Raw genomic sequence first — 24738 nt, 5'->3', positions numbered from 1 at the left:
GCCGCCTATTCGAACGCCTGGGTCACCGGCGTCTCGCAAGCCTCCACTTCGGTCTCGTCCGCCGCCGCGAGCTCCCGGATGACGCCCAGGGCCTCGTCCACGAGGTCCGCGATGACGATGATCCGGTCCCCGGGTTTCGACCGGGCGAAGGCCCGCAGGATGCCCTGCCGATGGTCCGCGGCGATCTCATGCGGCGTGCCCGGCTTCAGGCAGCTGCGCATGAGCAGGGGCACCTCGTTCTCCGCGCGCTCGCGCCGGTCCCTCAGGTCATGGAGCACGTACTCGTCCACGAAGGGGAGCGTCTCCTGGACGGTGGCCAGGAGGTCCTCGTCCCGGCGGTCCCCCGGCAGGCCGATGACCATGATGTTGCGGCGCTCCCCGCCCCGGGGCACGGCCTCGCCGAGCGCCTTGATGGCCGCGACGTTGTGCCCGTAGTCCAGGATGACCTGCCGCCCCGCCACGGAGAGTACGTTGAAGCGGCCCGGCGCCATGGTGGGGTCCATGCGGAAGGTCGTCAGCGCGCGCACGATGAACGCGGGGTTGAGCCCCTGGGCCCAGGCGGCCGCGGTGGCGGCCAGCGCGTTCTCGAGCTGGAAGCGGATGGCGCCTCCGGCGGTGAAGGTGATGCGGTCCAGGTGCGTCAGCAGCAGGCGGCGGCCCTCGCGGGCCGTGACGATGGCCCCGTTCTCGACGAACACGCCCATGCCGCCCCCGGCCAGGTGGGCCTGGAGGATGGGGTTGTCCGCGTGGCGCGAGAAGTAGACCACCTTGCCCTTCGTGGCGGCCGCCATCTCCGCCATCAGCGGGTCATCCGCGTTGAGCACCGCGTGGCCGTCCTTCGCCACCGACTCGATGACGACCTGCTTCACCCGCGCCAGCTCCTCCAGCGTGTTGATGCCGCCCTGGCCCAGGTGGTCCGGGCTGACGTTGGTGACGACGCCCACGCTGCACCAGTCGAAGCCGAGCCCCGCGCGCAGGATGCCGCCGCGCGCCACCTCCAGCACCGCCACCTCCACGCGCGGGTGCAGCAGCACCGCCTGGGCGCTTCTCGGCCCGGAGCAGTCGCCCTCGAGGATGCGCTCGCGGCGGATGTACGTGCCATCCGTGCTCGTCATGCCCACGCACTGGTGCGACGTCTCGAACATGTGCGCCACCAGCCGCGTCACCGTCGTCTTCCCGTTGGTGCCGGTGATGGCGATGAGGGGAATGCGCGAGGGCGAGCCATCCGGGTAGAGCGACTCCACGATGGGCCCGCCCACGTCGCGCGGCAGGCCACTCGCCGGCTGCAGGTGCATGCGCAGCCCGGGCGCCGCGTTCACCTCGACGATGGCTCCGCCCTGCTCCATCAGCGGGCGCCGGATGTCCTTGCACAGCAGATCGATGCCGGCCACGTCCAGGTTCAGCACCTGCGCGGCGAGCTCGGCCATCCGCGCGTTGCTCGGGTGCACCTCGTCCGTCACGTCCGTGGCGGTGCCGCCGGTGGACAGGTTGCAGTTCTGCCGCAGCTTGACGGTCTGGCCCTGGGCCGGGATGGAGTCCACCGTGAGGCCCTGCTGGCCGAGCACCACCCGCGCCGCATCGTCCAGCCGGATGCGGGTGAGGGCGCTGCTGTGGCCCGGGCGCCTGCGGGGATCCTGGTTGGCCACCTCGACCAGTTGCGCCACCGTGCGCTTGCCGTCGCCCACCACCTGCGCGGGGTCTCTCCGGGCCGCGGCCACCATCTTCCCGTTGACGACCAGGATGCGGTAGTCCTCGCCCTCGATGTGGCGCTCCACCAGCACGTCGCCGCGGAACTGGCTGGCCACCTCGTACGCCTGGCGTACCTCGGCCTCGGAGCGCAGGTTGACCATCACGCCCTTGCCCTGGTTGCCGGCCTCCGGCTTGAGGATGACGGGCAGGCCCAGCTCCTCGGCCACCTCCCACGCCTCGTCCGCCGAGCGCACCGTGCGGCCCTCGGGCACGGAGATGCCCACGTTGCGCAGCACCATGTTGGTGAGGGGCTTCTCCTGGCAGATCTCCACCGCGAGCGCGGAGGTGTCGGACGTCTGCGAGGCCAGAATCCGCTTCTGGTGAATGCCATAGCCGAGCTGCACGAGGCTGCCGGTGGGGGTGAGCCGGCGCACGGGGATGCCGCGGCGGCGCGCGGCGTCGACGATGGCGCGCGTGCTCGGCCCCAGCCGGTAGTCGTCGGCCATCTCGCGCAGGCGCTCGAGGGCCGCGGGCGCGTCGTAGGGCTCGTCGAGCATGGCCGCGAGCGTCATCTCCAGCGCCGTCTTGAAGGCCTCGCGCGCGGGCTCCTCCTCCTCATAGGCAACGACGATGTTGTAGACGCCGCGCTGGCCCGTGCCCCGCGCCCGGCCGAATCCCACGTCGAAGCCCATCTCGTTCTGCAGCGCGATGGTGACGTGCTCGCAGATGTGAGCCAGCCAGGTGCCGCGCCGCAGCCGCTCCACGAAGCCGCCGGGCCTGCCCACGCTGCATTCGTGCTTGTGCAATCCGGGCAGCCAGGAGGTCAACCGCTCGACGAAGCCGGGGAAGGTGTCACTAGGGCGCTCCTCGAAGGGCCCGATGTCCAGTTCCACCTTCAACACGGGCTTGTAGGCGTAGAGGTTGGGTCCCCGCAGTGCCTGCATCCTTCGGATCGTCACACCATGGGCGTTCATGGAAGGAATTCCGGGTCAGGGTGATTCAAATGGTTTTGGCGACATGGCCGGATGACTGTTTTTAGAGGTATCCCCGCCCCTCGGGACCTGCACCTGTCCCTGGGTTCAACGGTTCCCGCGCCGGTCGTCATCCAGGCAACGGGGCCACGGGCCCTGGCCCGGTTTCGTTCCAGACAATGCGCCGTGCCCCTGGGCCCGCCCTCACGGGGGCGCGGAGACCGCAGGGGCCGGCCGGGTCTTCAGGGTGCGGAAGCTCAGCGAGTAGCGCAGGGTCTTCACCGGGGAGATCGTGTGCTGCCAGGTGGTGCGTGACGCGCCGGCCATGATGTACGCGGAGCGCGGCGGCAGCTCGAGCACGAAGGTCTCGTACGCGCCGCCCACCTCGCGCCGGAAGCGCATCCGCGACGCGCCGAGCAATGAGACGCCGATGACAGTAGGGCCAAACATCGGCGCGTCCCGGTGCCAGCCAATGCCCGCGCCTGGAGGGTAGCGGGAGACGAGGAGCTCCTCGAGCGCGCCGGGTTCGAGGCCCGCTGCTTCGGCGCAGCGGGCCCTCACCGGTTCGAGAAAGCGTGGCAGGGGTGGCGCGGGCTTGAGGCGCCAGGACTCGTAGCCGTAGTCCCAGCCGTAGTGCGCCACGGTGCGCCGCGCCACCACGCCGTGCATGTGAATCTCCCGGAAGGTGAGCCGCGACAGCTCATCCACCAACACCCGCTCCTCTTCCTCGGAGAGGAAGCCGGGCAGGAAGCGGAGTCCTTCCGGGGTTTCGCTCATGTCATCCAGAACAACCTGGAGCCGGGCGTCACTTCAGTGGCGCGTTCCGCTGCCGGTGCCCGTGCCCGTGCCCGCATCGCGGCCCATCGAGCCCGTTCCACCACCCGTGGTGCCCGTGCCCGTGCCGGTGCCCGTGCCCGTCATGCCGCTGCCCGTGCCCGTGCCCGTGCCCGTGCCCGTGCCCGTCATGCCGCTGCCCGTGCCCGTACCGCTACCGGTGCCCGTACCGCGCGTGCCGCTCGTGCCGGAGCCCGTGGGAGACCCCGCGCTGCCGCCGCCCTGCGTGCCCGTCGCGCCCTGGCCGCCGGTGCCCGAGCCTCCGATGTCGGAGCCTCCCGCGCCCGAGCCTCCCTGCATGCCCGAACCTCCCTGCATGCCCGCGCCGCCCGAGCCGCCCATGCCCTGGTCCTCGCCGCCGCCCTGCCTGTCGCCCTTGCAGCCCACGCCCAGGACCAGCGCCGCCGACAACGCCCCGATGACCACGGCCTTGATGTTCCTCATGTGTCCTTCCTCCCCGTTCCACACGCTTCAGCGAACGCTAGGGACTCATCACGCACCGCGGCATCGGCCCTGAATACAATCTCCCACTGTGTTTTCCTGACACTCGGGCAGGGGGGAGCCTGTCCGCACACGTGCCAGTGCGGCCCGGGCTGTCCATCTTCCCGCCCGTGTTGGAACAACGGGTGCGCAGCTGGGTGGAGTTGCAGGACGCGCTCTTCGCGGGCTCGTGGAACGAGAGCCTCCAGCGCTTCCGCCCCACGCTCGCCTTCCGCGGCATGCCCGACTCGCGCCATGACCTGGCCACCAGCCTCAACCGGCGCGGCGGCAACTACTCCCGGCAGGAGCACGTCATGCTGCGCGCCTTCCGCAAGTACGCGCGCGGCACCTCCAACCCCTGCGAGTCCCTCTGGGACTGGCTGTCGCTCGCCCAGCACCACGGTCTGCCCACCCGCTTGCTGGACTGGACCTTCAGCCCCTACGTGGCGCTGCATTTCCTCTCGGAAGACCCCGAGCTGTACGGCGTGGATGGCGTGGTGTGGAGCGTGGACTACCGGGAGACGAACCGGTTGCTGCCCCGCCCCCTCAAGGCCCAGCTGCAGGAAGAGGGCGCGGACGTCTTCAGCGCCGAGATGCTCGCCACGGTGGCCGGGGACCTCGGCACCTTCGACCGGCTCACCCGCCACCCCTTCGTGCTCTTCTTCGAGCCGCCCTCGCTCGACGAGCGCATCGTCAACCAGTTCGCCCTCTTCTCGGTGATGAACGATGCCTCGGCCCGGCTGGACACGTTCCTCGAGAAGCAGAAGCGGGGCGTGCGCCGCCTCATCGTCCCCGCGCACCTCAAGCAGGAGGTGCGGGACAAGCTCGACCAGGCCAACATCACCGAGCGGGTGCTCTTCCCCGGCCTGGACGGGCTGTCCCGCTGGTTGCGGCGCTACTACAACCCGCGCCCTCCCGGCGCCCGGGACGAGCCTCAGTAGCCGTGGGCCTCCCGATCCGTGGGGAGACGCTGCCCCTCTGTGGCGCGACCCTCCACCTCCACGCGCCTGTCTCCCATCCTGCTGATGCCCCCGAGGATGACGGTGAGCGCGATGACCAGGAAGAACACGATGAAGCCAACGAGGAATGCCATGCGAGCGACCTCCTTTCCGCTCAAGCTAGGGCCGCCCCTGGAGCGCGTGGGGCAGAGACACGGGTGAGGGCCTGCCCGCCTGCCCGGTCTCCATGCCGCCCCCAGCCGAGGGGAGCGGGTGAGCAGGACTCAGGCACGCAGCTCTCGCAGCAGCCAGTCACGCACCCGCGAGAAGACGCGCTCGGCGGCCTCGTCCAGGATGTGGCCGGTGCCCGGGATGAGCTCCAGCTCCTTGCGGCCCCTCGCGCGCTCGTGGATGCTCTGCGAGCAGCTCGGGGGCAGCACCGCGTCCGACAGGCCGTGCACGAGCAGCAACGAGCGCGGCGCCAGTTGCGACACCGCCTCCGTCCCGTAGCTCTGCGGCGCCAGCCCCACCACCGTCGTCACCCAGGGGGACTGCGCCCCGGCGTCGATCATCACCGCCCCGCCGAACGAGTGCCCCACCAGGGCCACCCGCTCCAGCCCCCGCCCCACCAGGAACTCCACCCCGGAAAGCACGTCGTGCACCGCCTCCGCCAGGTCCGTCGCATGGCGGTACTTCAACCGCAGCGTGGACATGCGGTGGCGCAGCAGCTCCTCGGCCAGCCGCGGGTACAGCCCGACCGCTGGCGTGTCGAAGCCGCCCCCCACCCCACCGGCCAGCAGTGCCCCCTCCTTCGCGCTCAGGGACTCGTACAGCAGCGTGTCCACGGGCCCCCGCCTCGTCCGCAGTGTGTACGCCCTCGGCTCCAGCGCCCCATCTTGAGGCGTCTCGATCTCGGACATCCCGCTCTACTCCTGCTCTCGTACCACCGGCCCCTTGCCATGAGGTTGCACATGCACAGCCAGTGGTGAAGGCTCCGGGCATCGAGCAGGGGGGCGGACGGTAGAGCCCCACCTCGGACCTCACTCAGAGGCGAGGCGCTCGAAGCCGGCCCCGGAGACTGAATGCGGAACTGGATGGTGTGGATGTGCGTAGCCCTGTGCGTCGCGTGCGGTACTCCGGCCCCCACCGGGCCCGACGCGGGAAGCCCCGCCGATGCCGGCACCCAGACGGACGCGGGCATGGACCCCGACGCGGGGGACACGGCGGACGCGGGAGACACCACCGACGGGGGAGACACCACGGACGCCGGGCCTCCCTGCAGCGCTCCGACCGCGCATGGGCCGAGGTATCCGGGGACGGTGAGGAGCGCCGCGGTCGAGGGGCCCTGGGAGGAGGATTCGCTCGTCCTCGCGGCGGACGGAAACCAGGCGCGCGTGGAGCTCAACAACGAGGGAACGAGGGCGCTCCGGCTCAGCGGATTCGGCTTCGCGATTCCGGCTGGAAGCACCGTCACCAGCGCGACGGTGCGCATCACCGGCCGCACGCCCACCGCCGCCACCGGCCTCCAGGCGATGGTGCGCTTCGGGAGGACAACGGGCCCGGTGACGAGCCTCACGCCCACCGACGTCGCCTTCACCTCCACCCCGGGGGAGCACGAGGTCACCGGCCTGGGGTACAGCGGGGCAGGCTCGCTCACGCGCAACCTCGCCATGCTGTCCAACTTCGCCATGGATCTCGGCTTCCGGGGCCCCGCGGCCACAAGGCTCGAGGTCGACTACGTCACGCTCGAGATCTTCTACAAGGAAGGCACCGAGGCGAAAACGACGGGCCCCCACTCCGCCACGGCCGTCACGCAGGCCAGCCTCGCCCACGACTGGATCAGCCCCGACAGTGCCCTCACGGTGGATGAGGATCCGGCCTACGTCCCAGGGATGGTCGAGAACGACACCACCGCGCGGCTCGAGTCCTCCGGCTATGGCTTCGAGCTTCCCGACGACGCGCTCGTGGCGGGCATCCGCGTCGACGTGACGCGCAGCGCGCTCAGCGGCGTCGGGGTCCGCGATTTCGACCTGCGCCTGCTGAAGGACGGCGCCCCCACCGGGGTGTCACGGGCCCTGGTCGAGGAGGAGGGCGTGTGGACCGGGGGCTCCATGACCGTCTCCTACGGTGGGGAGGGCGATCTCTGGGGCCGGGCCTGGACCATCGCGGACATTGAGGCCCCGGACTTTGGCTCCGGGCTCCGCGCGCAGTATCCCGCGCCCTCGGGCAACGACTGGGCGAGGGTGGACGCGGTCGGCATCACCGTCTTCACCTGCCCGTAGGCGGAGGCTCAGGCCTTCGCGGCGGGAGGCGGATGGCGCGGCAGCTTCAACCAGAAGCACGTGCCCTCGGCCTCGTTGGAGCGCACCTGCAGCGAGCCGCCGTGCGCCTTCACGATCTCATGCGTGATGTAGAGCCCCAGCCCCAGCCCCGAGCGGGAGCCCGAGCCCGAGCGGGAGCCGTCGCGCCCGCGCACAAACGGGTCGAAGATGTGCGTCAGGCGCTCGGCGGGGATGGGCGTGCCCAGGTTGTGTACCTCCACCCGCACCCCATCTCCCTCGTCGCGCGCCACCACGCGCACCGGGCTGTCCTCCGGCGAGTACTGCACCGCGTTGCCCACCAGGTTGGAGGCCGCCTGGGCGATGCGGTCCGCGTCCCACTCGCCCCAGCCGGTGCCGGACACGTCCAGCTCGAAGCGCTTGCGCGGGTGCGCCACCTCCAGTTCCTCCACCACCTGCTTGAGCACCTCGTGCACGTTCATCCACGTGCGCTGCAGCGTGTAGCCACCGCCCAGCCGCGTACGCGTGAAGTCCAAGATGTCGGAGATCATCCGCGCCATCCGGTCCGAGGAGATGGAGATGCGGTTGAGCGCCTTGCGCTGGGGCTCGGACAGGCCGCCGTAGCGCAGCAGCAGCGCCGCGTTGCCGGAGATGGCCTGCAGCGGGTTGCGCAGGTCATGCCCCAGAATCCCGAGGAACTGCTCGCGGAAGAGCGCCGTCTGCCGCGCGGCCTCCTCGCGCTTGAGGCCCTCCTCGGCCCGCTTGCGCTCGATGGCGTAGCGCAGCGCGCGCACCAGCAGCGGACCCGTGGCCTGGCCCTTCACCAGGTAGTCCTGCGCGCCCGCGTGCATCGCCCGCATCGCCAACTGCTCGTCATCCGTGCCGGTGAGCACCACCAGCGGCAGCGCCGGCGCCGCCTGCACCACCCGCTCGATGTTGGACAGCCCGTGCCCGTCCGGCAGCGACAGGTCGAGCAGCACCACGTCCAGCCCCGGCTCGCCCACCGCCGTCAGCGCGTCCGCCATGCGCGTCACGTGGCGCACGTCGAAGCGGGCGGACGCCACCTCCTTCAGCTCCTCCTGCAGGAGCCGGGCGTCACCGGGGTTGTCCTCCACCAACAACAGCCGCAAGGGCCTCGCCTGGTCCATGCTCATGGGGGCCTCACTCCACCGAGGGCAGCCGGACCACCGACAGCCAGAAGTCGTCGATGGAGCGCACCACGGAGATGAACTGCTCCAGGTCCACCGGCTTGGTGATGTAGCAGTTGGCGTGCAGATCGTAGGTGCGCAGGATGTCCTCCTCCGCCTTGGACGTGGTCAACACCACCACGGGGATGCGGCGCAGGCGCGAGTCCTCCTTGATCTCCGCCAGCACCTCGCGCCCGTCCTTCTTGGGCAGGTTGAGGTCCAGCAGGATGAGGTCCGGCCGCGACGCGCTGGCGTGGGGCCCCTCGCGGCGCAGGAAGGCCAACGCCTCCACCCCGTCACGTGCGACGGAGAGGCGGTTGCTCACCTTGCCCTCCTTGAGGGCCTCGATGGTCAGGCGGACGTCGCCGGGGTTGTCCTCCACCAGGAGGATTTCAATGGGCCGTCCAAGGGTGTCGTCACTCATGAGGGGGTGCCCGGGGTTGAAGGGGTGGGGACCACGGGCAGGGTGAACCAGAACGTCGTCCCCTGCCCGGGTTGGGAGTCCAGACCGATGCGGCCTCCGTGCCGCTCGACGATCTTCTTGCAGATGGCCAGCCCGATGCCGGTGCCGGGGTACTCCTCCTTGCCGTGGAGCCGCTGGAAGATGACGAAGATGCGCTCGTAGTACTGGGGCTCGATGCCGATGCCGTTGTCCTCGACGGTGAAGCGCCACTCGGTGCCCTGGAGCTCGGCCTCCACCAGCACCCGGGGCGGCGTCTGGCCGCGGAACTTCAGCGCGTTGCCCACCAGGTTCTGGAAGAGCTGGGTGAGCTGCGTCTCGTCCGCCATCACCTGGGGCAGCTTGCCCTGGATGACGAGCGTGGCGCCCGTCTCGTCCACCAGCGCCTTGAGGTTGGCCACCGCCTTGTTGAGCGCCTGGCCGGAGTCGAGCGGTTTGAACTCGTGGCCGCGGGTGCCCACGCGCGAGTAGGCCAGCAGATCCTGGATGAGCCGCTGCATGCGGTTCACCCCGTCCACGGCGTAGTTGATGAACTCGTCCGCGTCCGCGTCGAGCTGGCCCTTGTAGCGCCGCGCCAGCAGCTGCGTGTAGCTGGCCACCATGCGCAGGGGCTCCTGCAGGTCATGGGAGGCCACGTAGGCGAACTGCTGCAGCTCCTCGTTGGAGCGCGCCAGCTCCCGGGCATGCTCCTGGAGCGAGACCTCGGCGCGGCGGCGCTCGAGCCCCTGGGCCACCGCGTCCGCCACCGTGGCCAGCGTGGCCAGCGTCTCCTCCTCCAGGGGGGTCTGGCCGTAGACGGCGAGCACGCCCACCAGCTGGCCCCGCACCAGCAGCGGAGCGCCCAGGAAGGACACCAGCTCGTTGACCTGCGCCCACGTCCGCGAGCGCAACCGGGGGTCTGCCTGCAGCTCGTTGACGAGCAGGGGCTGGCGCGACTGGCCCACGGTGCCCACGAGCGACTGTCCCAGCTCCAGCCGGGACGGATTCACCGACAAGGGCGCGGCGAGGCCGGCGTTGCCCTCCAGGTGCAGGGCCTGGGTCTCGCGGTTGAAGGTCCACAGCTGCACGAGGGAGAGCACGGGCAGGTTGCGCACCATCACCTCCGCGCAGGCCTGCATCAGCCGGGACGGGGGGTCCTCGCGGGAGAGCACCTCGCTGACCTCGGCGCGCAGGGCCTCCAGCTGGCGGGCGCGCTGCTCGCTCTCCAGGCGGCGCGAGGTCTCCTCGGCGCGGCGCTGGGCGGTGATGTCCGTGCTGGTGCCGATCCACTCGCGCACCTGGCCCTGGGCATCGAGCATGGGCACGGCGCGCGACAGGGTGATGGCCCAGGTGCCATCCGGCCGGCTCACGCGCATCTCCACTTCGTAGGGCTGCTTGATGGCGCGGGCCGCCTGCCATCCGCGCCGCACCCGCTCCTGGTCCTCCGGGTGGACGACGGCGAGCCAGCCGTACCCCTGGTACTCCTCGCGCGACTGGCCGGTGAAGGCGCGCCAGGTGGGCGAGTCCTCCGCCACCCCGCCGTCGGGCTGGGTGACCCAGACGGCCTGGGCGGTGGCGTGGATGAGCGAGCGGAAGCGCTCCTCGGCGCGCACGGCGTCGGTGTAGAGGCGCGCGTTGTCCACCGCCAGGGCGGCGCGGCCGGCCAGCTGCTCGGCGAGGGCCAGGTCCTCGGAGGTGAAGCGCCGGCCGGACTCGGAGTTGACGAGCGCGAGGGCCCCGAAGGTGCGGCCGCGCGCGCTGAGGGGCACCGTCATGGCCGAGCGCAGGCCCAGCTCGCGCGCGATGCGCAGGTGCTCGGCATCCCGCGTGGCCTTCACGAGCAGCTCGTCGGGGATGTCCGGAAGCAGCGAGGAGTGGCCGGTGCGGATGACCTCGTGGATGCCGTGGGGGTCCTTCGGGTCGGGCGGGTAGCGCCGGCGCAGCTCATGGGCGAACTTCACCTTGGCCGGGTCCACGTGCGCCACGGCGAGCAGCCGGACGACACCGTCCTCGCCCAGGATGTCCAGGGAGCACCAGTCCGCGAGCCGGGGCACGGCCAGCCGGGTGAGGGCCGCCAGCGTCGTCTCGTAATCCAACGAGGAGCCCAGCAGGGCACCGGCCTCGGCGAGCAGCTGCAGCGAGTCCGTGGTGCGATTCTGGCCGTCGATGCTCGGGGGAGGATTCAACAGCGGTTGCACGTCCGGGACGCGTCGCTCGGTCGGGTTCATGAAGGGGACGGGGGACGTTAACAGGGCCAGAACAGCCAGGAGCGCCCCACCCCATTCCCCAGGGTATACCTTTCCACCAGCGGACACTCCTCCGCTGCATCCGCTCTCCCGAGGGACGGAGTGTGGAGCACTCAGCTGGCCGCTCGCCCTGGGGCCCGGCGCCCCTGGCGAGGCGTGCGGAGCCGGGGCACAGATGCGGGGAGACACGAAACGAGGAGGCAGCCATGGCCAGGGCGATGTGGAATGGAGCGGTGCTCGCCGAGAGTGCCACGTACGAGGTGGTGGAGGGGAACGTCTACTTTCCGCAGGAGGCGGTGAAGCGCGAGGTGCTGAAGGACAGCGGCACGCACACCACGTGTCCGTGGAAGGGAGTGGCGAGCTACTACGACGTGGAGGTGGATGGGAAGGTGAACAAGGACGCGGCCTGGTACTACCCGGAGCCGAAGGACGCGGCGAAGAACATCCAGGGCCACATCGCCTTCTGGAAGGGCGTGCAGGTGGAGCGCTGAGCCCCTACAACCCCTCTCCCTCTGGGACGGGGTGAGGGTAGCTGTCTCCCGGGTTCCCCCATCGGAAGGCCCACTGGATGACCTGGCTGTTCCCCTGCGCGCTGCTGTCCGCCACCCTGGCCCAGACACCTGAACCACCGCCCGAGGCGCCGCGTGAGACGACGGTGGTGGCGCCGAGGGTGCCTACTCCGCTGAGCCGCACACCGGCGGCGGTGAGCGTGGTGGAGCGGGAGGACATTCAAGAGGGCCGCGCCACGCTGGGCCTGTACGAGTCGCTGGTGGGAGTGCCGGGGCTGGTGACGCAGAGCCGCAACAACGCCTCGCAGGACCTGAGGCTGTCCATCCGGGGCTTCGGAGCGCGCTCGGCGTTCGGCATCCGGGGCATCACCGTGCTGGTGGATGGCTTCCCGGAGACGCTGCCGGACGGGCAGACGAACGTGGACAGCCTGGACATGGCCTCGGCGGAGCGCATCGAGGTGCTGAGGGGACTGGCCTCGTCGCTGTACGGGAACGCGGCGGGAGGGGTGGTGAGCATCACCACGGAGGAAGGCCCGGAGCGGCCCTTCGTGGAGGCGCGTACGGTGCACGGGGACAACGCGCTGTGGAAGCTGAACGTGAAGGGCGGAGGGAAGAGCGGGGACGTGCGCTGGCTGGTGGGCGCGTCGCGGCAGACGCAGCAGGGGTGGCGGCGGCTGTCGGGCACGGAGCAGGTGCTGCTGAACGGGAAGGTGGGCTGGACGCCGGATGAGCGCTCGGAGCTGAAGGCGGTGCTGTCGCTGGTGGACGCGCCGGAGGCGGGGGACGCGGGAGGGCTGACGCGGGCGGAGGTGGAGAGCGATCCGCGGCAGGCCTCGCCGCTCAACGCGCAATACCGCGCGGGCGAGTCGGTGCGGCAGGGGCGGCTGGGGCTGACGTACCGCCGTCGCCTGGGCGAGGAGCACGAGCTGGAGGCGAGTGGCTTCCTGGCGCTGCGGCGCTTCCAGAACGCGCTGCCGCAGGTGGTGGTGGCGTTCGACCGGACCTTCGATGGGGTGTCGGTGCGCTACGGGAACCGGGGGCCGCTCCTCGGGCTGCGCAGCCGCTTCACGGTGGGAGCGGAGGTGCAGGCGCAGGCGGACCGGCGGAAGAACTTCGACAACGCGGAGGGCCGGCCGGGCAGCGTGCTGCAGCTGGACCAGGACGAGGGCGTGCTGGGGCTGGGCCTCTTCGCGCAGGAGGAGCTGGAGCTGCGCGAGCGCCTGACGCTGGTGGCGGGGGCGCGGTACGACGTGTCGCGCTACACAGTGGAGGACTTCCTGAAGGAGGACGGGGACGGGACGGGGACGCGGACGTTCCAGCAGCCCACGGGACGGCTGGGGCTCATCTGGGCGCCGAGGCCGGAGGTGTCGGTGTTCGCGAGCATCACCCAGGCCTTCGAGGCGCCGACGACGACGGAGCTGGCGGTGCCGGCGGGGATGGGCGGCGGGTTGTCGAGGGACTTGAAGCCCCAGCGCTCGAACGGGGTGGAGCTGGGGGCGCGCGGGCTGCTGTGGGGCCGGCTGCGCTACGACGTGGCGCTGTTCTCGGTGTGGATCCAGGACGGGCTGGTGCGCTTCGAGGACGAGAAGGCACGCGCCTACTTCCGCAACACGGGGCGCTCGCGGCACCTGGGGGCGGAGGTGGCGCTGGAGGCGAAGGTGACGGAGGAGGTGCGGGTGCGAGCGGCCTACAACGCGTTGCAGGCGACGTTCCGCGACTACGTGTCACAGGGCAGGCAGCTGAGGGGCAAGAGGGTGCCGGGGATACCGGCGAACCAGGTGAGCGCGGAGGCGGTGTACCAGCACGCGAGCGGGGCGCGGGCGGCGGTGGAGGTGTTCAGCACGGGCGGGCTGTACGCGGACGACGCGAACACGGTGCGCGAGCACACGGCCTGGGTGGTGAACGTGAGGCTGGGGCACCGCTTCCCGATGGGAGGCTTCGAGGTGAGCCCGTTCCTGGGGTTCCAGAACCTGCTGTCGGCGCGCTACAGCGACAACGTGCGGGTGAACGCGAACCGGGGGCGTTACTTCGAACCGGCGCCGCCCCTGTCGGTGTACGCGGGAGCGGGCCTGTCACACCGCTGGTAGTACCCGGGTTGCACCCAACTCCGTGCACCCCGAGCCCCCGTGGGATAACACTCGCCCCATGACCGCCCCCGCCTCGAACCCGCTGCTCTCCGACCGCGACGTGGACTTCCAGCTCTACGAGGTGCTGGACACCGAGTCGCTGTGCCGGCTCCCGGCCTTCGCGGACCACTCGCGCGAGACGTTCACGCTCTTCCTGGACAGCACGCGCCGCTTCGCGCGGGACGTGCTGCTGCCCACGTACCGGCTGATGGACGCCGAGCCGCCCTCGTTCCGGGATGGCCGCGTCCACGTGCATCCGCTGATGCGCAAGCTGTACCCGCAGCTGGTGGAGCTGGGGCTGCTGTCGGCGACGCACCCGGTGGAGGCGGGAGGCCAGCAGTTGCCCATCACGGTGTACTCGCTGGCCTCGGCGTACCTGATGGCGGCCAACCTGAGCGCGTACGGCTTCATCGGGCTCACCAGCGGCGCGGCGCACCTCATCCAGGCCTTCGGCAGTCCGTGGCTCAAGGACGAGTTCATGGCGCGGATGTACCGGGGCGAGTGGACGGGCACCATGGCGCTCACCGAGCCGCAGGCGGGCAGCAGCCTGGCGGACGTGAAGACGCGGGCGGTGCCGGTGGGGGATGGGACGTACCGCATCACCGGCTCGAAGATCTTCATCAGCGGCGGGGACCAGGACTTCACGGAGAACGTGGTGCACCTCACGCTGGCGCGCATCGAGGGCTCACCGGCGGGGACGCGGGGGCTGTCGCTCTTCGCGGTGCCCGCGCGCCGGCCCGAGGGCGGGCGGCTGGTGGATAACGACGTGCGGGTGGCGGGGGCCATCCACAAGATTGGCTGGAAGGGGCTGCCGAGCCTGGCGCTCAACTACGGCGAGGTCGGGGACTGCCGCGGGTGGCTGGTGGGCGAGGCGGGCAAGGGGTTGGCCCACATGTTCCAGATGATGAACGAGGCGCGCATCATGGTGGGCCTCAACGGCGTGGCGACGGCCTCGGTGGCGTACCACGAGGCGCTGGCGTACGCGCAGAACCGGCCGCAGGGGCGCCTCGCCTGGGAGAAGGACGCGGCGCGGCCGCAGCGCCCCATCATCGAGCACGCGGACGTGCGGCGGATGCTGCTGCGGCAGAAGGCCATCGTGGAGGGGGGCCTGTCGCTGCTGGCGGCGGCCTCGTGGCAGGCGGACGTGGCGGCGCACGGGAAGACGGAGGAGGAGCGGCGGCGCGCGGGGCTGCTGCTCGACTTGCTCACGCCGCTGGCGAAGACATTCCCCGCGGAGAAGGGCTTCGAGGCCAACGCGCTGGCGGTGCAGGTGCACGGAGGCTACGGCTACTCGAGCGAGTACCTGCCCGAGGCGTACCTGCGAGACCAGAAGCTCAACAGCATCCACGAGGGCACCACGGGCATCCAGGGGTTGGATCTGCTGGGGCGCAAGGTGATGGCGGCGGGGGGCGAGGCGATGAGGGCCTTCTCGGAGGAGGTGGGGGCGACGGTGGAGCGGGCGCGGAAGGCGGGAGTGGAGCCGGCGTGGGGCGAGGCGCTGGGGAAGGCGCTGCAGGAGGTGGTGGAGCTGACGATGGAGCTGGGAGCGGCGGGCATGGCGGGCGAGGTGGAGCGGATGCTGCGCCACAGCGCGGACTACATGGAGCTGTTCTCGGTGCTGGCGGTGTCGTGGCGATGGCTGGCGCAGGCGGCGGCGGCGCGCGAGGGCCTGGCGCGCGGTGGCGAGGGCCGGGACTTCTACGAGGGGAAGCTGGCGGCGGCGCAGTACTGGCTGAACACGGAGCTGCCGCGGGTGAGCCACCTGGTGGCGCTGTGCCGCTCGGGGGAGGACTCGTACACGCGCATGCGGCCCGAGTGGTTCTGACATGTCCGTCTCCTTCCACCTGTGCCAGCCCGGCCGCGGCGCTTCCTGCGGCGCCTGCTGCGGCCTCTACAACTTCCGCGATCACTCGCGCGCCACGCTCACCGCGCAGCTCGCCACACAGACCGAGGCCCTGCGCACCGTGCCGCACGAGCCCGAGGCCTGGCACACCGCGGCCCGGGCCCTGCTCGACTCCCGGCGGGAGAGCCCTCTCTTCCCCGCGGTGCGCGTCTGCCCGTTGCTGGGCTTCCTCGACGCGGAGCACACGCGGGTGGGCTGCCTCGGCCACCCGAAGGTGACGGGCGGCGCGGACCTGCGCGACTGCGGCGTCTACCGCGCCGACATCTGTGAAACCTTCACCTGCCCCTCCTTCACCTGGCTCACGGACGCCCAGGCCCGGCTCGTCCACGCCGCGTGCGCGGACTGGTACCTGTACGGGCTCGTCATCACAGACGTGGAGTTCGTCCGCGGCTGCCTGCGCCTGCTCGAGTGGGAATTGGCGGGGCCCGTGGACCCCGAGGCGCTCGCCGCCCGCCCCGAGACGCTCGAGGCAGTGCGCCAGCTCTTCGCCCTCAAGGAGACCGCGCCCGGCCGGGGCACCCACGCCGCCGTCTTCGGCCGCTTCACCCCGGACACCGAGGGCGAGCCCCTCTCGCGCACGCTCGACTACGCCGCGCTGGGCGCCCGCGCCGCCCCCGAGGACGAGGTGGTGCTGTGCCTCGGGTACGTCCCCACGCACCTGGAGGAACTCACCCGCGCCCGGGAGCTCGTCCGCACGCACGTGAGGGCGGTGGCCCACGCCCGGGGAGCGTGACGCCATGGACAACCTCACCCACGGGCTGCTGGGCCTCGCCCTCGGCGCGCTGCGCCGGCCCGACGCTCCCGCCGGCTCGCCCCTCTCCCCCACCGACAAGGCCGTCCTGCTCGGCTCCGTCCTCGCCGCCGAGCTGCCCGACCTCGACACCCTCCTGCCGGCCGCCAACTCCGTCGACCACGCCCTGCGCGCCCACCGCGGCCTGTCGCACGCACTCGCCTTCGCGCCCGTCGTGGCCCTCGCCGCCTCCGGGCTCGCCCTGCTCTTCTTCCGCCGCGCCCGCTTCCTCCCCGTCTACCTCTCCAGCCTGCTCGCGCTCGCCGTGGCCCACCTGCTGCCCGACCTGTGGACCGGCTGGGGCACCCGGCTCCTCCTCCCCTTCTCCGATCGGCGCCTCACGCTCGACTGGACCATGGTGGTGGATCCGCTCGTCACCCTCCCCCTGCTCACCAGCGCGCTGTGGGCATGGCGCCGCCGCATCCAGTGGCGGCGGGCCCTGCTCGTGGGACTCGCGTGCTCGGCCGCGTACGTGGGCCTGCGCGGAGTCCTCCAGGCCACGCTGACGTCCCGGGTGCGCGAGGCCTGGCCCTCGGCGGAGCGCGTGCAGGTCTTCCCCGCGTGGTTCTCGCTCACCACCTGGCGCTACGTGGCCGTGCTCCCCTCCGAGTACGTGGCCGGCTCCGTGTCCCCCGGCGAGCCCCCGCGCGAGGAGCGCCGCCTGCCCAGGCCCTCGGTGGACGCGCTCCCTGACGCCGTGCGCGCCGTGCCCACCGTGCACGAGGCGCTTGCCTGGGCCCGCTTCCCCGTCATCTCCTCGGTCCCCGGCGCGCAGGGACGCACCGTGGTGCGCATTGGAGACCTGCGCTACCACCTGCGCGGCGAGCCGACCCTCGCGTTCGTCCTGGAGCTGGCGCCGGATCTCTCGGTGGCGGACGCACGGCTCGAGCGCGGCGGCAGTGCGCGCGAGTTGATGGAACGGTGGCGCGGGCCCAGAGGGGGGAACCCGGGGGGCGAGGTACCCTCACCCTGACCCTCTCCCGGAGGGCGAGGGGAGATGGGCACATGGGGGGAGCGGGCGCACGGTGGCCTGCTTGCTTCCTCCCGGACGGGTGGCTTGCCGTGGCCGTGTCAGAGCCCCACCTTCCCCCGGGCGAGTGTGGGGGGTGCGTGGGATGGGGAAATGGATGGGGTGGAGGCTGCTCGGCTGCTGTGTCCTCTGTCTGATGGGATGCCGGAAGTCGGCGCCGGAAACCAGCGTCACGCAGGCAGCGGTGGCCGCCGAGTCCCGGCCCGAGCCCGCTCCCGTGCAAACCGTCGACGTCGTCGAGCTGCCGGAGGTGGCGGCTCCTCCCGCTGAAGACCCCCGGGCCGAGCCTCCCGAAGAGCAGCTCGCGCGTGAAGCAGGCTCCGAAGCCCGGGGGCGGCCGGAGAGCCGGCCCGTGCGCACCGACCTGGTGGACGACGAGCGAATCGGGTTCCTCGAGGCCGCGGAGGCGGCACGTGCCGGCAACGCGAACATCTCCGCCACCGCGCCCGCCGAGGAGGTCACCATCGCCTCCGGCACCGTGGACGGCCGGGTGAGGCGCGTGCGCCCCGGCACCATCGAGGTGAGTGACGACGAGGGCAACGTCTACCAGTTGCGCATCGACGGCCGCAGCCGCGGCCTGCGCCGGGGCCGCCACATCCCGCTCAAGGACATCTCCGAGGGCACGCCCGTGCGGGCCTCGTTCGACCTGGTGGGCGGAGGCGAGAGCCTCGCGCGCGACATCCTCCTGCGGCGGTGAAAAGACGACGGGCGGCCCCCCGCGTGGAGAGCCGCCCGCCCGTCACTCCATCCTGAGCACCGCGACTACGGCTTGGTGTAGCTGATGTTCAGGGTGTACGTGGCCGTGGAGTAGCCGCGCACCATGACGTACGCGCTGCTCTGGCCGGCGGGCACCGTCAGGTCGCACGTCTCGGCGGCGCCGGAGAGGTACGGACGGCAGTTGTAGGTGGTGGTCGTGGGCGCCGCGCCGAAGCGGACGTAGAGGTCCGGATCACCCGAGCCCGACATCACCACCTTGAACTTGGTGCCGGCCACCACGCTGTACGGGCCGAAGTTGTCCTGCGCGCCCGTGGCCACGCTGTCGTTGATGGTGGTGGTCACCGGCGTGCCGCCGCCACCGCCCGTGCCGCCGTACGTGCCCTTGAGGCTCACGCCCGAGTACGCGGAGAACGGGTTGATCATCACGTACCAGGTGCCCGCGGCCGGGTTGGTGAAGGGGCAGCTCTCCGCGTTGCCACCCGTGTACGGACGGCAGTCGTAGGTGCTGGCGGTCGGGATGGCGCCGAACTTCACGTACATGTCCGCGTCACCCGTGCCACCGCTCATGTCGAACACGAGGTTCGCCTGCCCGGCGGGCACGTCGAGCGAGTAGTACTTCTTGCCACCGGAGAGGCCCGTCAGCGCCACGCCGTTGGTGAGCGCGGTGACCACGGGCGGCGGAGGCGGCACGCCCACGGCCTTCCAGGCATCGTTCACCGCCAGGGCCTCGGCCGAGCCCACGCCGTAGAGCGCCTCGGCGGCCTGGATGGTGTACGTCTTGGCCTGATCGAAGGTGGTGCTGGCCGTGAAGAGGTCCGTGTTGGCCTTGTAGAAGATGCGGCCGGCCTTCTCCGGGCCGATGGCGGCCACCACGTTGGTCGACTTGCCGCGCGGGTGCGTGCCACCCTTGGTCAGCAGCGAGAACACCAGGTTGCTGATGCCGGAGCTGTAGTGCACGTCCACGCCCGCGGAGTAGTCACCGTAGAAGTCCAGCGAGGCGCCGTCCTTGGCCGGGTCATCCATGTAGCGCAGCGCGTCCCCCGCGGTGGCCGGCGTCCAGATGTCCTCGCCAATCTTGAAGATGTCCGCGTCCACGGCCCAGCCGCGGTTCCAGCTCTCGCACACGCCGGCGAAGATGTCGGACATGGACTCGTTGAGACCACCGGACTCACCCGAGTACACGAGGTCCGACTCGGAGTCCGTCACGGCGTGGGTCAGCTCGTGGACGGTGACGTCCAGGTCCTTGCCCAGCTCGATGGAGTCCGAGTTGTTGCCATCGCCGTACACCATCTGGGTGCCGTCCCAGTAGGCGTTGACGTAGTTGGTGCTGTAGTGGACGGTGCTGGTGAGGATGGCGCCCGCGTTGTTGTACGAGTCGCGGTTGAAGAGCGTCTTGTAGCAGTTGTAGGTGACGCCCAGCATGTCGTAGTTGATGTCGACATGCGCGTCGCCCACGGCCGCCTGGCCCTCGCTGCGCTTGAGCGTGCCCGGCGTCGTCGTGCCGTTGTTGGCCGAGTACACCTTGCGGTTGAGCACCGAGTGGATGAGCGGGTTCTCCAGGAGGACGCCGCCGCGCAGCGCGTCCACGTAGACCAGGTCATCGGCGGGCATGCCCTCGCGCTCGCCCTTCACGGACACCTCGTAGGCCAGCCGCAGCTCCTGGCTGTGCTCGGCGCGCACGTAGACGAGCTTCGCGTCGCCCTGGGCGGAAGCGCCCCGCGCGGTGGAGCCGGCCACGGCCGCCTGCAGCGCGGCCTCGGGGGCCACCCGGGCCGCGGCGGACACCTGCTCCCCCGTCCGGGCCGAGCCGTTGACCGCGTAGATGTTGCCCGCGCCATCCGCGTGCACGATGAGCTCGCCGCCCACCACGCGCAGGCCGTTGAGCGTCTGCTGGAAGCGCACGTGCCGGTTGCCCTGCGCGTCCACCGTGGAGCGCTTGAGCACCAGGTCCTCGCCGCTCACGCGGAACACCGGCGCGAGCTCCACCACCGCCTCGCGCAGCTCGTCCTTGGCGCGCAGCTCGCCCACGGTGCCCGCGGGCGACAGCCGGCCCAGCTTGCCCGTCACGGCGTAGGGAACGCCCGCCTCGCTGCCCACGACGCGCACGTCCTTGAAACGCGCCAGCGCCGCCTGGACGTCCACGTCCTTCTCACCCGCCCGAACCGCCTCCTCGTTGAGCTCCACCGTCGAGCCACAGGCGGCGAGGCTCGCGCCCAGCCACGCCACACACAGCGTCCGCATCACTCGATTAGCCAATTCGATACTCCTCGGAAGAAGAGGCCGTTTACTTGAACTCCAAATTAAGCCGAGAACAAGGGGCTGTGATGGTTTTCAGGATTTTTTCTGCTGCATGGGCTGTAAACGTGACCCCCCGTCCACTTGTCTCCTCCCCCGGGGCATGGAACGGTGCGCGATTTTTTCACGTGGGGCGCAATGTGCTGGCCGCGTGCGGGCTGGCGGCGCTGGTGGCATGTGCCCCGCGCCACGTGAGGCCCGAGGCGCCGCTGCCGCCGCGAGTCACCGTGGAGCAGGCGGCGCAGCTGGTGCCTCCGGGAGAGAAGGACCGGGAGGGCTGGGCGGAGGACGTGCTGGCGGCGCTGGAGGCGCACCGGCTGTACCCCTCGGCGGAGGCGGTGTGCTCGGTGCTGGCCGTCATCGAGCAGGAGTCCGGCTTCGAGGCCAACCCGGCGGTGCCGGGCCTGGCGCGCATCGTCCAGCAGAAGCTGGAGGCCTACGCGGACAAGCTGGGCCCGCTGGGGGCGCCGGCGGTGAAGGGGCTGCTGGAGGGCAAGGCGCCGGGCTACTCGCAGACCTTCGAGCAGCGGCTGGCGCAGGTGAAGACGGAGCGGGACTTGGACCGCGTCTTCCGCGAGCTGCTGGAGTACTACGAGACGGAGTTCCCGAAGACGTACTTCGCGGCGCAGCTGGCGAGCAACCTCTTCAAGTCCACGCGGCTGGAGGACCTCAACCCCATCACCACGGCCGGCTCCATGCAGGTGAGCGTGCGCTTCTCGGAGGAGCTGGCGGGAGGCGATGAGCGGGCGCTGCAGCGGGTGCGCGAGGAGCTCTACACGCGCAGTGGCGGGGTGTACTACGGCACGGCGCGGCTGCTGGGCTACGAGGCGCACTACAGCGAGCCGCTCTACCGCTTCGCGGACTACAACGCGGGCTTCTACGCCTCGCGCAACGCGGCGGTGCAGACGCAGGTGAGCCGGCTCACGGGCATCAAGCTGGTGACGGACGGAGACCTGCTGGCCTACGACAAGCAGGGCGAGCCGGTGGACGAGGACAGCAACTCGCTCAAGGCGCTGCTGGCCTTCCGGGAGCGGTACGTGCCGGACGACGTGAGCGAGCGGCGGGTGCGCAAGGACGTGGAGAAGGAGAAGGAGCTCGCCTTCGAGGAGACGGACACCTGGAGCGCCATCAAGCGCGTGTACCAGGAGCAGACGGGGGAGGCACCGGCCTACGAGCAGCTACCGACGGTGGTCATCCGGAGCCCGAAGATGAGCGGGGACAAGTCCACGGCATGGTTCGCGCAGTCGGTGAACAAGCGCTACCAGAAGTGCATGGGCCGCTACGCGGCGCTGCCGAAGTAGGCAAGGCCACGGCGGAAGACCCTCACCCCAGCCCTCTCCCAGAGGGAGAGGGGGCATACACGGGCAAGTCCCTCTCCCTCTGGGAGAGGGTCGGGGTGAGGGTATGCGCCTACTGTGCCTTCGCCGCGCCCCTGGGAGCGAAGTGCGGATCCGTGATGCTCATCTCCGTCACGGGGCCGTACTTCCGCGCCACGTCGCGGATGGCGGAGGCCTTGCCGATGAGGACGAGCGTGAGGTCGTCCTGGGCGGGCATGACGCGCTGGATGGCGGCCAGGATGCGGGCCTTGTCGGCGGCGGACACCTTGGAGGCGAACTCATCCACGTCGCTCGAGTCCAGGCCGTAGAAGGCGAGCTCGGACAGCTTGGCGGCGATCTGCTGGCTCGTCTCCAGGGTGGGAGGGAACTGGCCCAGCACGTACTCCTTGGCGGAGGCGAGCGTGGCGTCATCCATCCCCTGCTGGCGGTAGCTGGCGAGCACATCCAGCGCCATGTCCAGCGCCTGCCCGGTGGACTCCGTCTTGGTGTACGAGGAGACGGCGAAGGGACCCGGCTGGATGCCCGGTAGCACCGCCGAGCCGGCGCCGTAGGTGAGGCCGGACTTCACGCGCAGCGCCGTGTTGAGCAGCGAGGTGAAGCGGCCGCCGAGCACCGTGTTGGCGAGCGACACGTCCACGCGTGCGGGGTCGGTGCGCGAGATGCCGGTGTTGCCGGCCCAGAAGTACGTCTGCGTGGCATCCGGCTTGTCCACCAGCAGCACGCGCCGGCCCTTCAGCGGCTGGGTGGGCGGAGCCACCGGGGTCTGAGCGCCCGCGCGATTCCACCCGCCGAGCGCCGCCTCCAACTGCTTCGCGAGCTTCTTCGCGTCGAAGTCGCCCACCACCGAGAGGATGAGCCGGTCCCCGCCGAGGTGCGACTTCGCGTAGGCCAGCACGTCCTCGCGCGTGAGGGTGGCCAGCGAGGCCTCGCTGCCGCCCACCGGCCGTCCGTACGGGTGCGTCCCGAAGTGGAAGGCCTGGAAGTAGGTGCCGATGACGCCGCGCAGGTCTCCGTCCTTCGCCGCGGCGAGCTCCGACACCATCCGCTCGCGCATCTTCTCCAGCTCGGTGGCGTCGAAGCGGGGCCGCATCAGCATGTCCGAGAGCAGCTCCACCATGAGGGCGGTGTCGCGCGACATGAACTGCCCGCCGATCTCCAGCGACTCGCGGCTCGAGGCCACCCCGAGCACCCCGCCCACGCTGTCCACCGCCTCGGCGAACTGGGCGGCGTCCCGCTTGCCGGCGCCCTTCTGGAGCAGCTCGGCGGCGAGCGCGGCCACGCCCTCCTTGCCCTCCGGGTCTCCGAGCGCCCCGCCGCGCACCTTCGCGCTGAAGGACACCAGGGGCACCTCGTGCTTCTCCACCAGGAGCAGCCGCGCGCCGTTCTTCAGCTCCAGCACGGTGGCCTTGGGCAGCTTCACCGCGTCCTGCGCCGCGGCCTTGCGCACCTGCTGCGCCGTCGGGGCCTTCGTCTCCTGCGCCCCCGCCGTGGTGGAGGCCACCAGCAGCGCCGCGAGCGCCACCTTCCCGTTCATCCGCTTCATCGCGCCGCCTCCTTCTTCGCCTCGTCCGCCGCGGCCTCGGGCACCAGCACGCCCACGGAGCGGTTGTTCCTCGCGAACACCTTGGCCGCCACCTTCTGCACCTGCTCGCGCGTCACCGCCTCGTAGCGCTCCGGCGCGCCGAAGAGCTTCTGCCAGTCACCGTGGAACACCTCGTAGCTACCGAGCGCCTGCGCCCGGCCACTGTTCGTCTCCAGGCTGCGCCAGAACTCCGCCACGACGATGTTCTTCGCCTTGCGCAGCTCCGCGTCGCTGACGCCCCCGGACACCACCTTGGCCAGCTCCGCGTCGAGCACCGCCTCGGCCTTGGCCAGGTCTCCGCCCGGCGGCAGGTCCACCAGCATCCATGTGAGCGACGGGTCGAACCCCGCGCCCCGGTACCCGCCCACGTTGATGGCCACCCGCTCCTCCTCCACCAGCCGCCGGTGCAGCCGCGAGGAGTCTCCCTCGGTGAGGATGCGCACCAGCAGGTCCAACGCGGGCGCGTCCGCGTCACTGGCCTTGAGGCCGTGGAAGGCCATCTGCAGCAGCGGCGCCTGCGCCAGCTTGCGCACCACCACCCGGCGCTCGCCCTGCTGCGGCGGCTCCTGGGTGCGCACCGGCTCGGGCTCGGGCTGGGCGGGGATGGGCTCGAGGTACTTCTCCGCCAGCGCGAAGATCTCCTCGGGCGTCACCGCGCCCACCACGATGAGCGTGGCGTTGTTGGGCGCGTAGTAGGTGCGGAAGTAGCGCTCCAGGTCCGCCTGTGTCCAGCTCTCGATGTCCGAGGGCCAGCCGATGACGGGGAACTGGTAGGGGTGCGCCACGAAGGCGGTGGCCTGCACCTGCTCCATGAGCAGCCCGTTGTTGTCGTTGTCCACGCCGGAGCGCCGCTCCGAGTAGACGACACCCCGCTCGCTCTCCACCACCTTCGGGTCGATGGCGAGGTGCTGCAGCCGGTCCGCCTCCAGTTCGAAAATCAGCTCCAGCGCCGAGCGCGGGAACCAGTCCTGGTACACGGTCACGTCCTCGGAGGTGTAGGCGTTGTTGCGGCCGCCGTGCGCCTCCATGACGCGATCGAACTCACCCGGGCCGTACTTCTTCGCGCCGTTGAACATCATGTGCTCGAAGAAGTGGGACAGGCCGGTGATGCCGGGGCGCTCGTTGCGGCTGCCCACGCGGAACCAGTTGTAGAGCGAGACGCTGGGGTTGTCCGGATCCGCCCAGACGATGACCTTCAACCCGTTCTTCAACGTCTTCGTCTTCACCTGGGCGCCGGGCTTCTGCGCGGCGGTGGTGGTGGTGGCCGCCGTCCCCGCCGTCGCGGAACGGCCCTGGGCGCACGCGGCCGTCCCGGCCAGCAGCACCAACCCCGTGACGAGCAACTTCTGTCTGAGCATCCGCTCTCCCTCCATGGCACGAAGAGCC

20 protein-coding genes are annotated in these 24738 nt (G+C 71.0%); 9 read left to right on the top strand and 11 right to left on the bottom strand.

The genetic code is table 11. The annotated features are described in order from the left end of the window. Window positions 1-5 precede the first annotated feature (5 nt). The 3 genes from cphA to NR798_RS05845 all read right to left on the bottom strand — a co-directional run bounded on the left by cphA (window position 6) and on the right by NR798_RS05845 (window position 3938). The gene (cphA, locus tag NR798_RS05855) at window positions 6-2633 is read right to left on the bottom strand and encodes a cyanophycin synthetase (protein ID WP_375773728.1); all 2628 of its coding nucleotides are present in this window, start codon (window positions 2631-2633) and stop codon (window positions 6-8) included. Between the two features lie 231 nt (window positions 2634-2864). After that, window positions 2865-3437, bottom strand: coding sequence for an alpha-ketoglutarate-dependent dioxygenase AlkB (locus NR798_RS05850; protein ID WP_375770422.1), 573 nt, complete (start codon window positions 3435-3437; stop codon window positions 2865-2867). A 33-nt stretch (window positions 3438-3470) separates the two neighbouring features. Next, window positions 3471-3938 carry a hypothetical protein gene (locus tag NR798_RS05845; protein ID WP_375770421.1) on the bottom strand — a complete coding sequence of 156 codons (468 nt, stop codon included), beginning with the start codon at window positions 3936-3938 and terminating at the stop codon, window positions 3471-3473. Between the two features lie 167 nt (window positions 3939-4105). Between NR798_RS05845 and NR798_RS05840 the strand changes: the two genes are divergently transcribed. After that, window positions 4106-4915 carry an FRG domain-containing protein gene (locus tag NR798_RS05840; protein WP_375773727.1) on the top strand — a complete coding sequence of 270 codons (810 nt, stop codon included), beginning with the start codon at window positions 4106-4108 and terminating at the stop codon, window positions 4913-4915. Here NR798_RS05840 and NR798_RS05835 read toward each other — a convergent pair. Then, window positions 4909-5067: a hypothetical protein gene (locus tag NR798_RS05835; protein WP_375770420.1), complete on the bottom strand. Its 159-nt coding sequence runs from the start codon at window positions 5065-5067 to the stop codon at window positions 4909-4911. The genes NR798_RS05840 and NR798_RS05835 overlap by 7 nt on opposite strands. Before the next feature lie 129 nt (window positions 5068-5196). Then, entirely contained in the window at window positions 5197-5832 is a 636-nt protein-coding gene (locus NR798_RS05830; protein WP_375770419.1) for an alpha/beta hydrolase, read from the bottom strand. 162 nt (window positions 5833-5994) lie between these two features. On the opposite strand from NR798_RS05830, the gene NR798_RS05825 reads away from it, so the two are divergent. Continuing rightward, window positions 5995-7194: a hypothetical protein gene (locus tag NR798_RS05825; protein ID WP_375770418.1), complete on the top strand. Its 1200-nt coding sequence runs from the start codon at window positions 5995-5997 to the stop codon at window positions 7192-7194. An 8-nt stretch (window positions 7195-7202) separates the two neighbouring features. Here the strand turns inward: NR798_RS05825 and NR798_RS05820 are convergent, their stop codons facing one another. From NR798_RS05820 to NR798_RS05810, 3 genes are read right to left on the bottom strand one after another with little or no spacing between them, the layout of a single operon-like run. After that, window positions 7203-8345, bottom strand: coding sequence for an ATP-binding protein (locus NR798_RS05820; RefSeq protein ID WP_375770417.1), 1143 nt, complete (start codon window positions 8343-8345; stop codon window positions 7203-7205). Window positions 8346-8352: 7 nt separating this feature from the next. Next, window positions 8353-8802, bottom strand: coding sequence for a response regulator (locus NR798_RS05815; protein ID WP_375770416.1), 450 nt, complete (start codon window positions 8800-8802; stop codon window positions 8353-8355). Further along, on the bottom strand, window positions 8799-11003 hold the full coding sequence (locus tag NR798_RS05810) for a GAF domain-containing protein (protein WP_375770415.1): 2205 nt from the start codon (window positions 11001-11003) through the stop codon (window positions 8799-8801). Before NR798_RS05810 ends, NR798_RS05815 begins: the two co-directional genes overlap by 4 nt. A 266-nt stretch (window positions 11004-11269) precedes the next feature. Between NR798_RS05810 and NR798_RS05805 the strand changes: the two genes are divergently transcribed. The 6 genes from NR798_RS05805 to NR798_RS05780 all read left to right on the top strand — a co-directional run bounded on the left by NR798_RS05805 (window position 11270) and on the right by NR798_RS05780 (window position 18118). Further along, complete coding sequence (locus NR798_RS05805; RefSeq protein ID WP_375770414.1) at window positions 11270-11554, top strand: DUF427 domain-containing protein; 285 nt, start codon at window positions 11270-11272, stop codon at window positions 11552-11554. A 77-nt stretch (window positions 11555-11631) separates the two neighbouring features. Next, window positions 11632-13659 (top strand): TonB-dependent receptor family protein, encoded by a 2028-nt coding sequence (locus NR798_RS05800; protein WP_375770413.1) that lies wholly within the window; start codon window positions 11632-11634, stop codon window positions 13657-13659. 58 nt (window positions 13660-13717) lie between these two features. Beyond that, the gene (locus tag NR798_RS05795; protein WP_375770412.1) at window positions 13718-15523 is read left to right on the top strand and encodes an acyl-CoA dehydrogenase; all 1806 of its coding nucleotides are present in this window, start codon (window positions 13718-13720) and stop codon (window positions 15521-15523) included. Window position 15524: 1 nt separating this feature from the next. Then, window positions 15525-16334, top strand: coding sequence for a hypothetical protein (locus NR798_RS05790; RefSeq protein WP_375770411.1), 810 nt, complete (start codon window positions 15525-15527; stop codon window positions 16332-16334). Between the two features lie 4 nt (window positions 16335-16338). Next, window positions 16339-17364 carry a metal-dependent hydrolase gene (locus NR798_RS05785; RefSeq protein WP_375770410.1) on the top strand — a complete coding sequence of 342 codons (1026 nt, stop codon included), beginning with the start codon at window positions 16339-16341 and terminating at the stop codon, window positions 17362-17364. Between the two features lie 154 nt (window positions 17365-17518). Continuing rightward, entirely contained in the window at window positions 17519-18118 is a 600-nt protein-coding gene (locus NR798_RS05780; RefSeq protein WP_375770409.1) for a hypothetical protein, read from the top strand. A 65-nt stretch (window positions 18119-18183) separates the two neighbouring features. Here NR798_RS05780 and NR798_RS05775 read toward each other — a convergent pair whose 3' ends face one another. After that, window positions 18184-20394 carry a M4 family metallopeptidase gene (locus tag NR798_RS05775; protein WP_375770408.1) on the bottom strand — a complete coding sequence of 737 codons (2211 nt, stop codon included), beginning with the start codon at window positions 20392-20394 and terminating at the stop codon, window positions 18184-18186. Between the two features lie 167 nt (window positions 20395-20561). Between NR798_RS05775 and NR798_RS05770 the strand changes: the two genes are divergently transcribed. Next, the gene (locus NR798_RS05770; RefSeq protein WP_375770407.1) at window positions 20562-21734 is read left to right on the top strand and encodes a DUF1615 family protein; all 1173 of its coding nucleotides are present in this window, start codon (window positions 20562-20564) and stop codon (window positions 21732-21734) included. A gap of 109 nt (window positions 21735-21843) precedes the next feature. Here the strand turns inward: NR798_RS05770 and NR798_RS05765 are convergent, their stop codons facing one another. Both NR798_RS05765 and NR798_RS05760 read right to left on the bottom strand, forming a co-directional pair. Next, window positions 21844-23313 carry a M16 family metallopeptidase gene (locus NR798_RS05765; protein ID WP_375770406.1) on the bottom strand — a complete coding sequence of 490 codons (1470 nt, stop codon included), beginning with the start codon at window positions 23311-23313 and terminating at the stop codon, window positions 21844-21846. Beyond that, a complete protein-coding gene (locus NR798_RS05760) occupies window positions 23310-24710 on the bottom strand; it encodes a M16 family metallopeptidase (RefSeq protein WP_375770405.1) in 1401 nt (466 codons plus the stop codon). The genes NR798_RS05765 and NR798_RS05760 overlap by 4 nt, the downstream gene beginning before the upstream one ends. Window positions 24711-24738: the final 28 nt, after the last annotated feature.

Source organism: Archangium gephyra (assembly GCF_042230915.1).
GTDB classification, from domain to species: Bacteria; Myxococcota; Myxococcia; order Myxococcales; family Myxococcaceae; genus Archangium; species Archangium gephyra_B.
The sequence above is the reverse complement of the archived record's forward strand: the minus strand, read 5'-3'. Positions and strand labels throughout refer to the sequence as shown.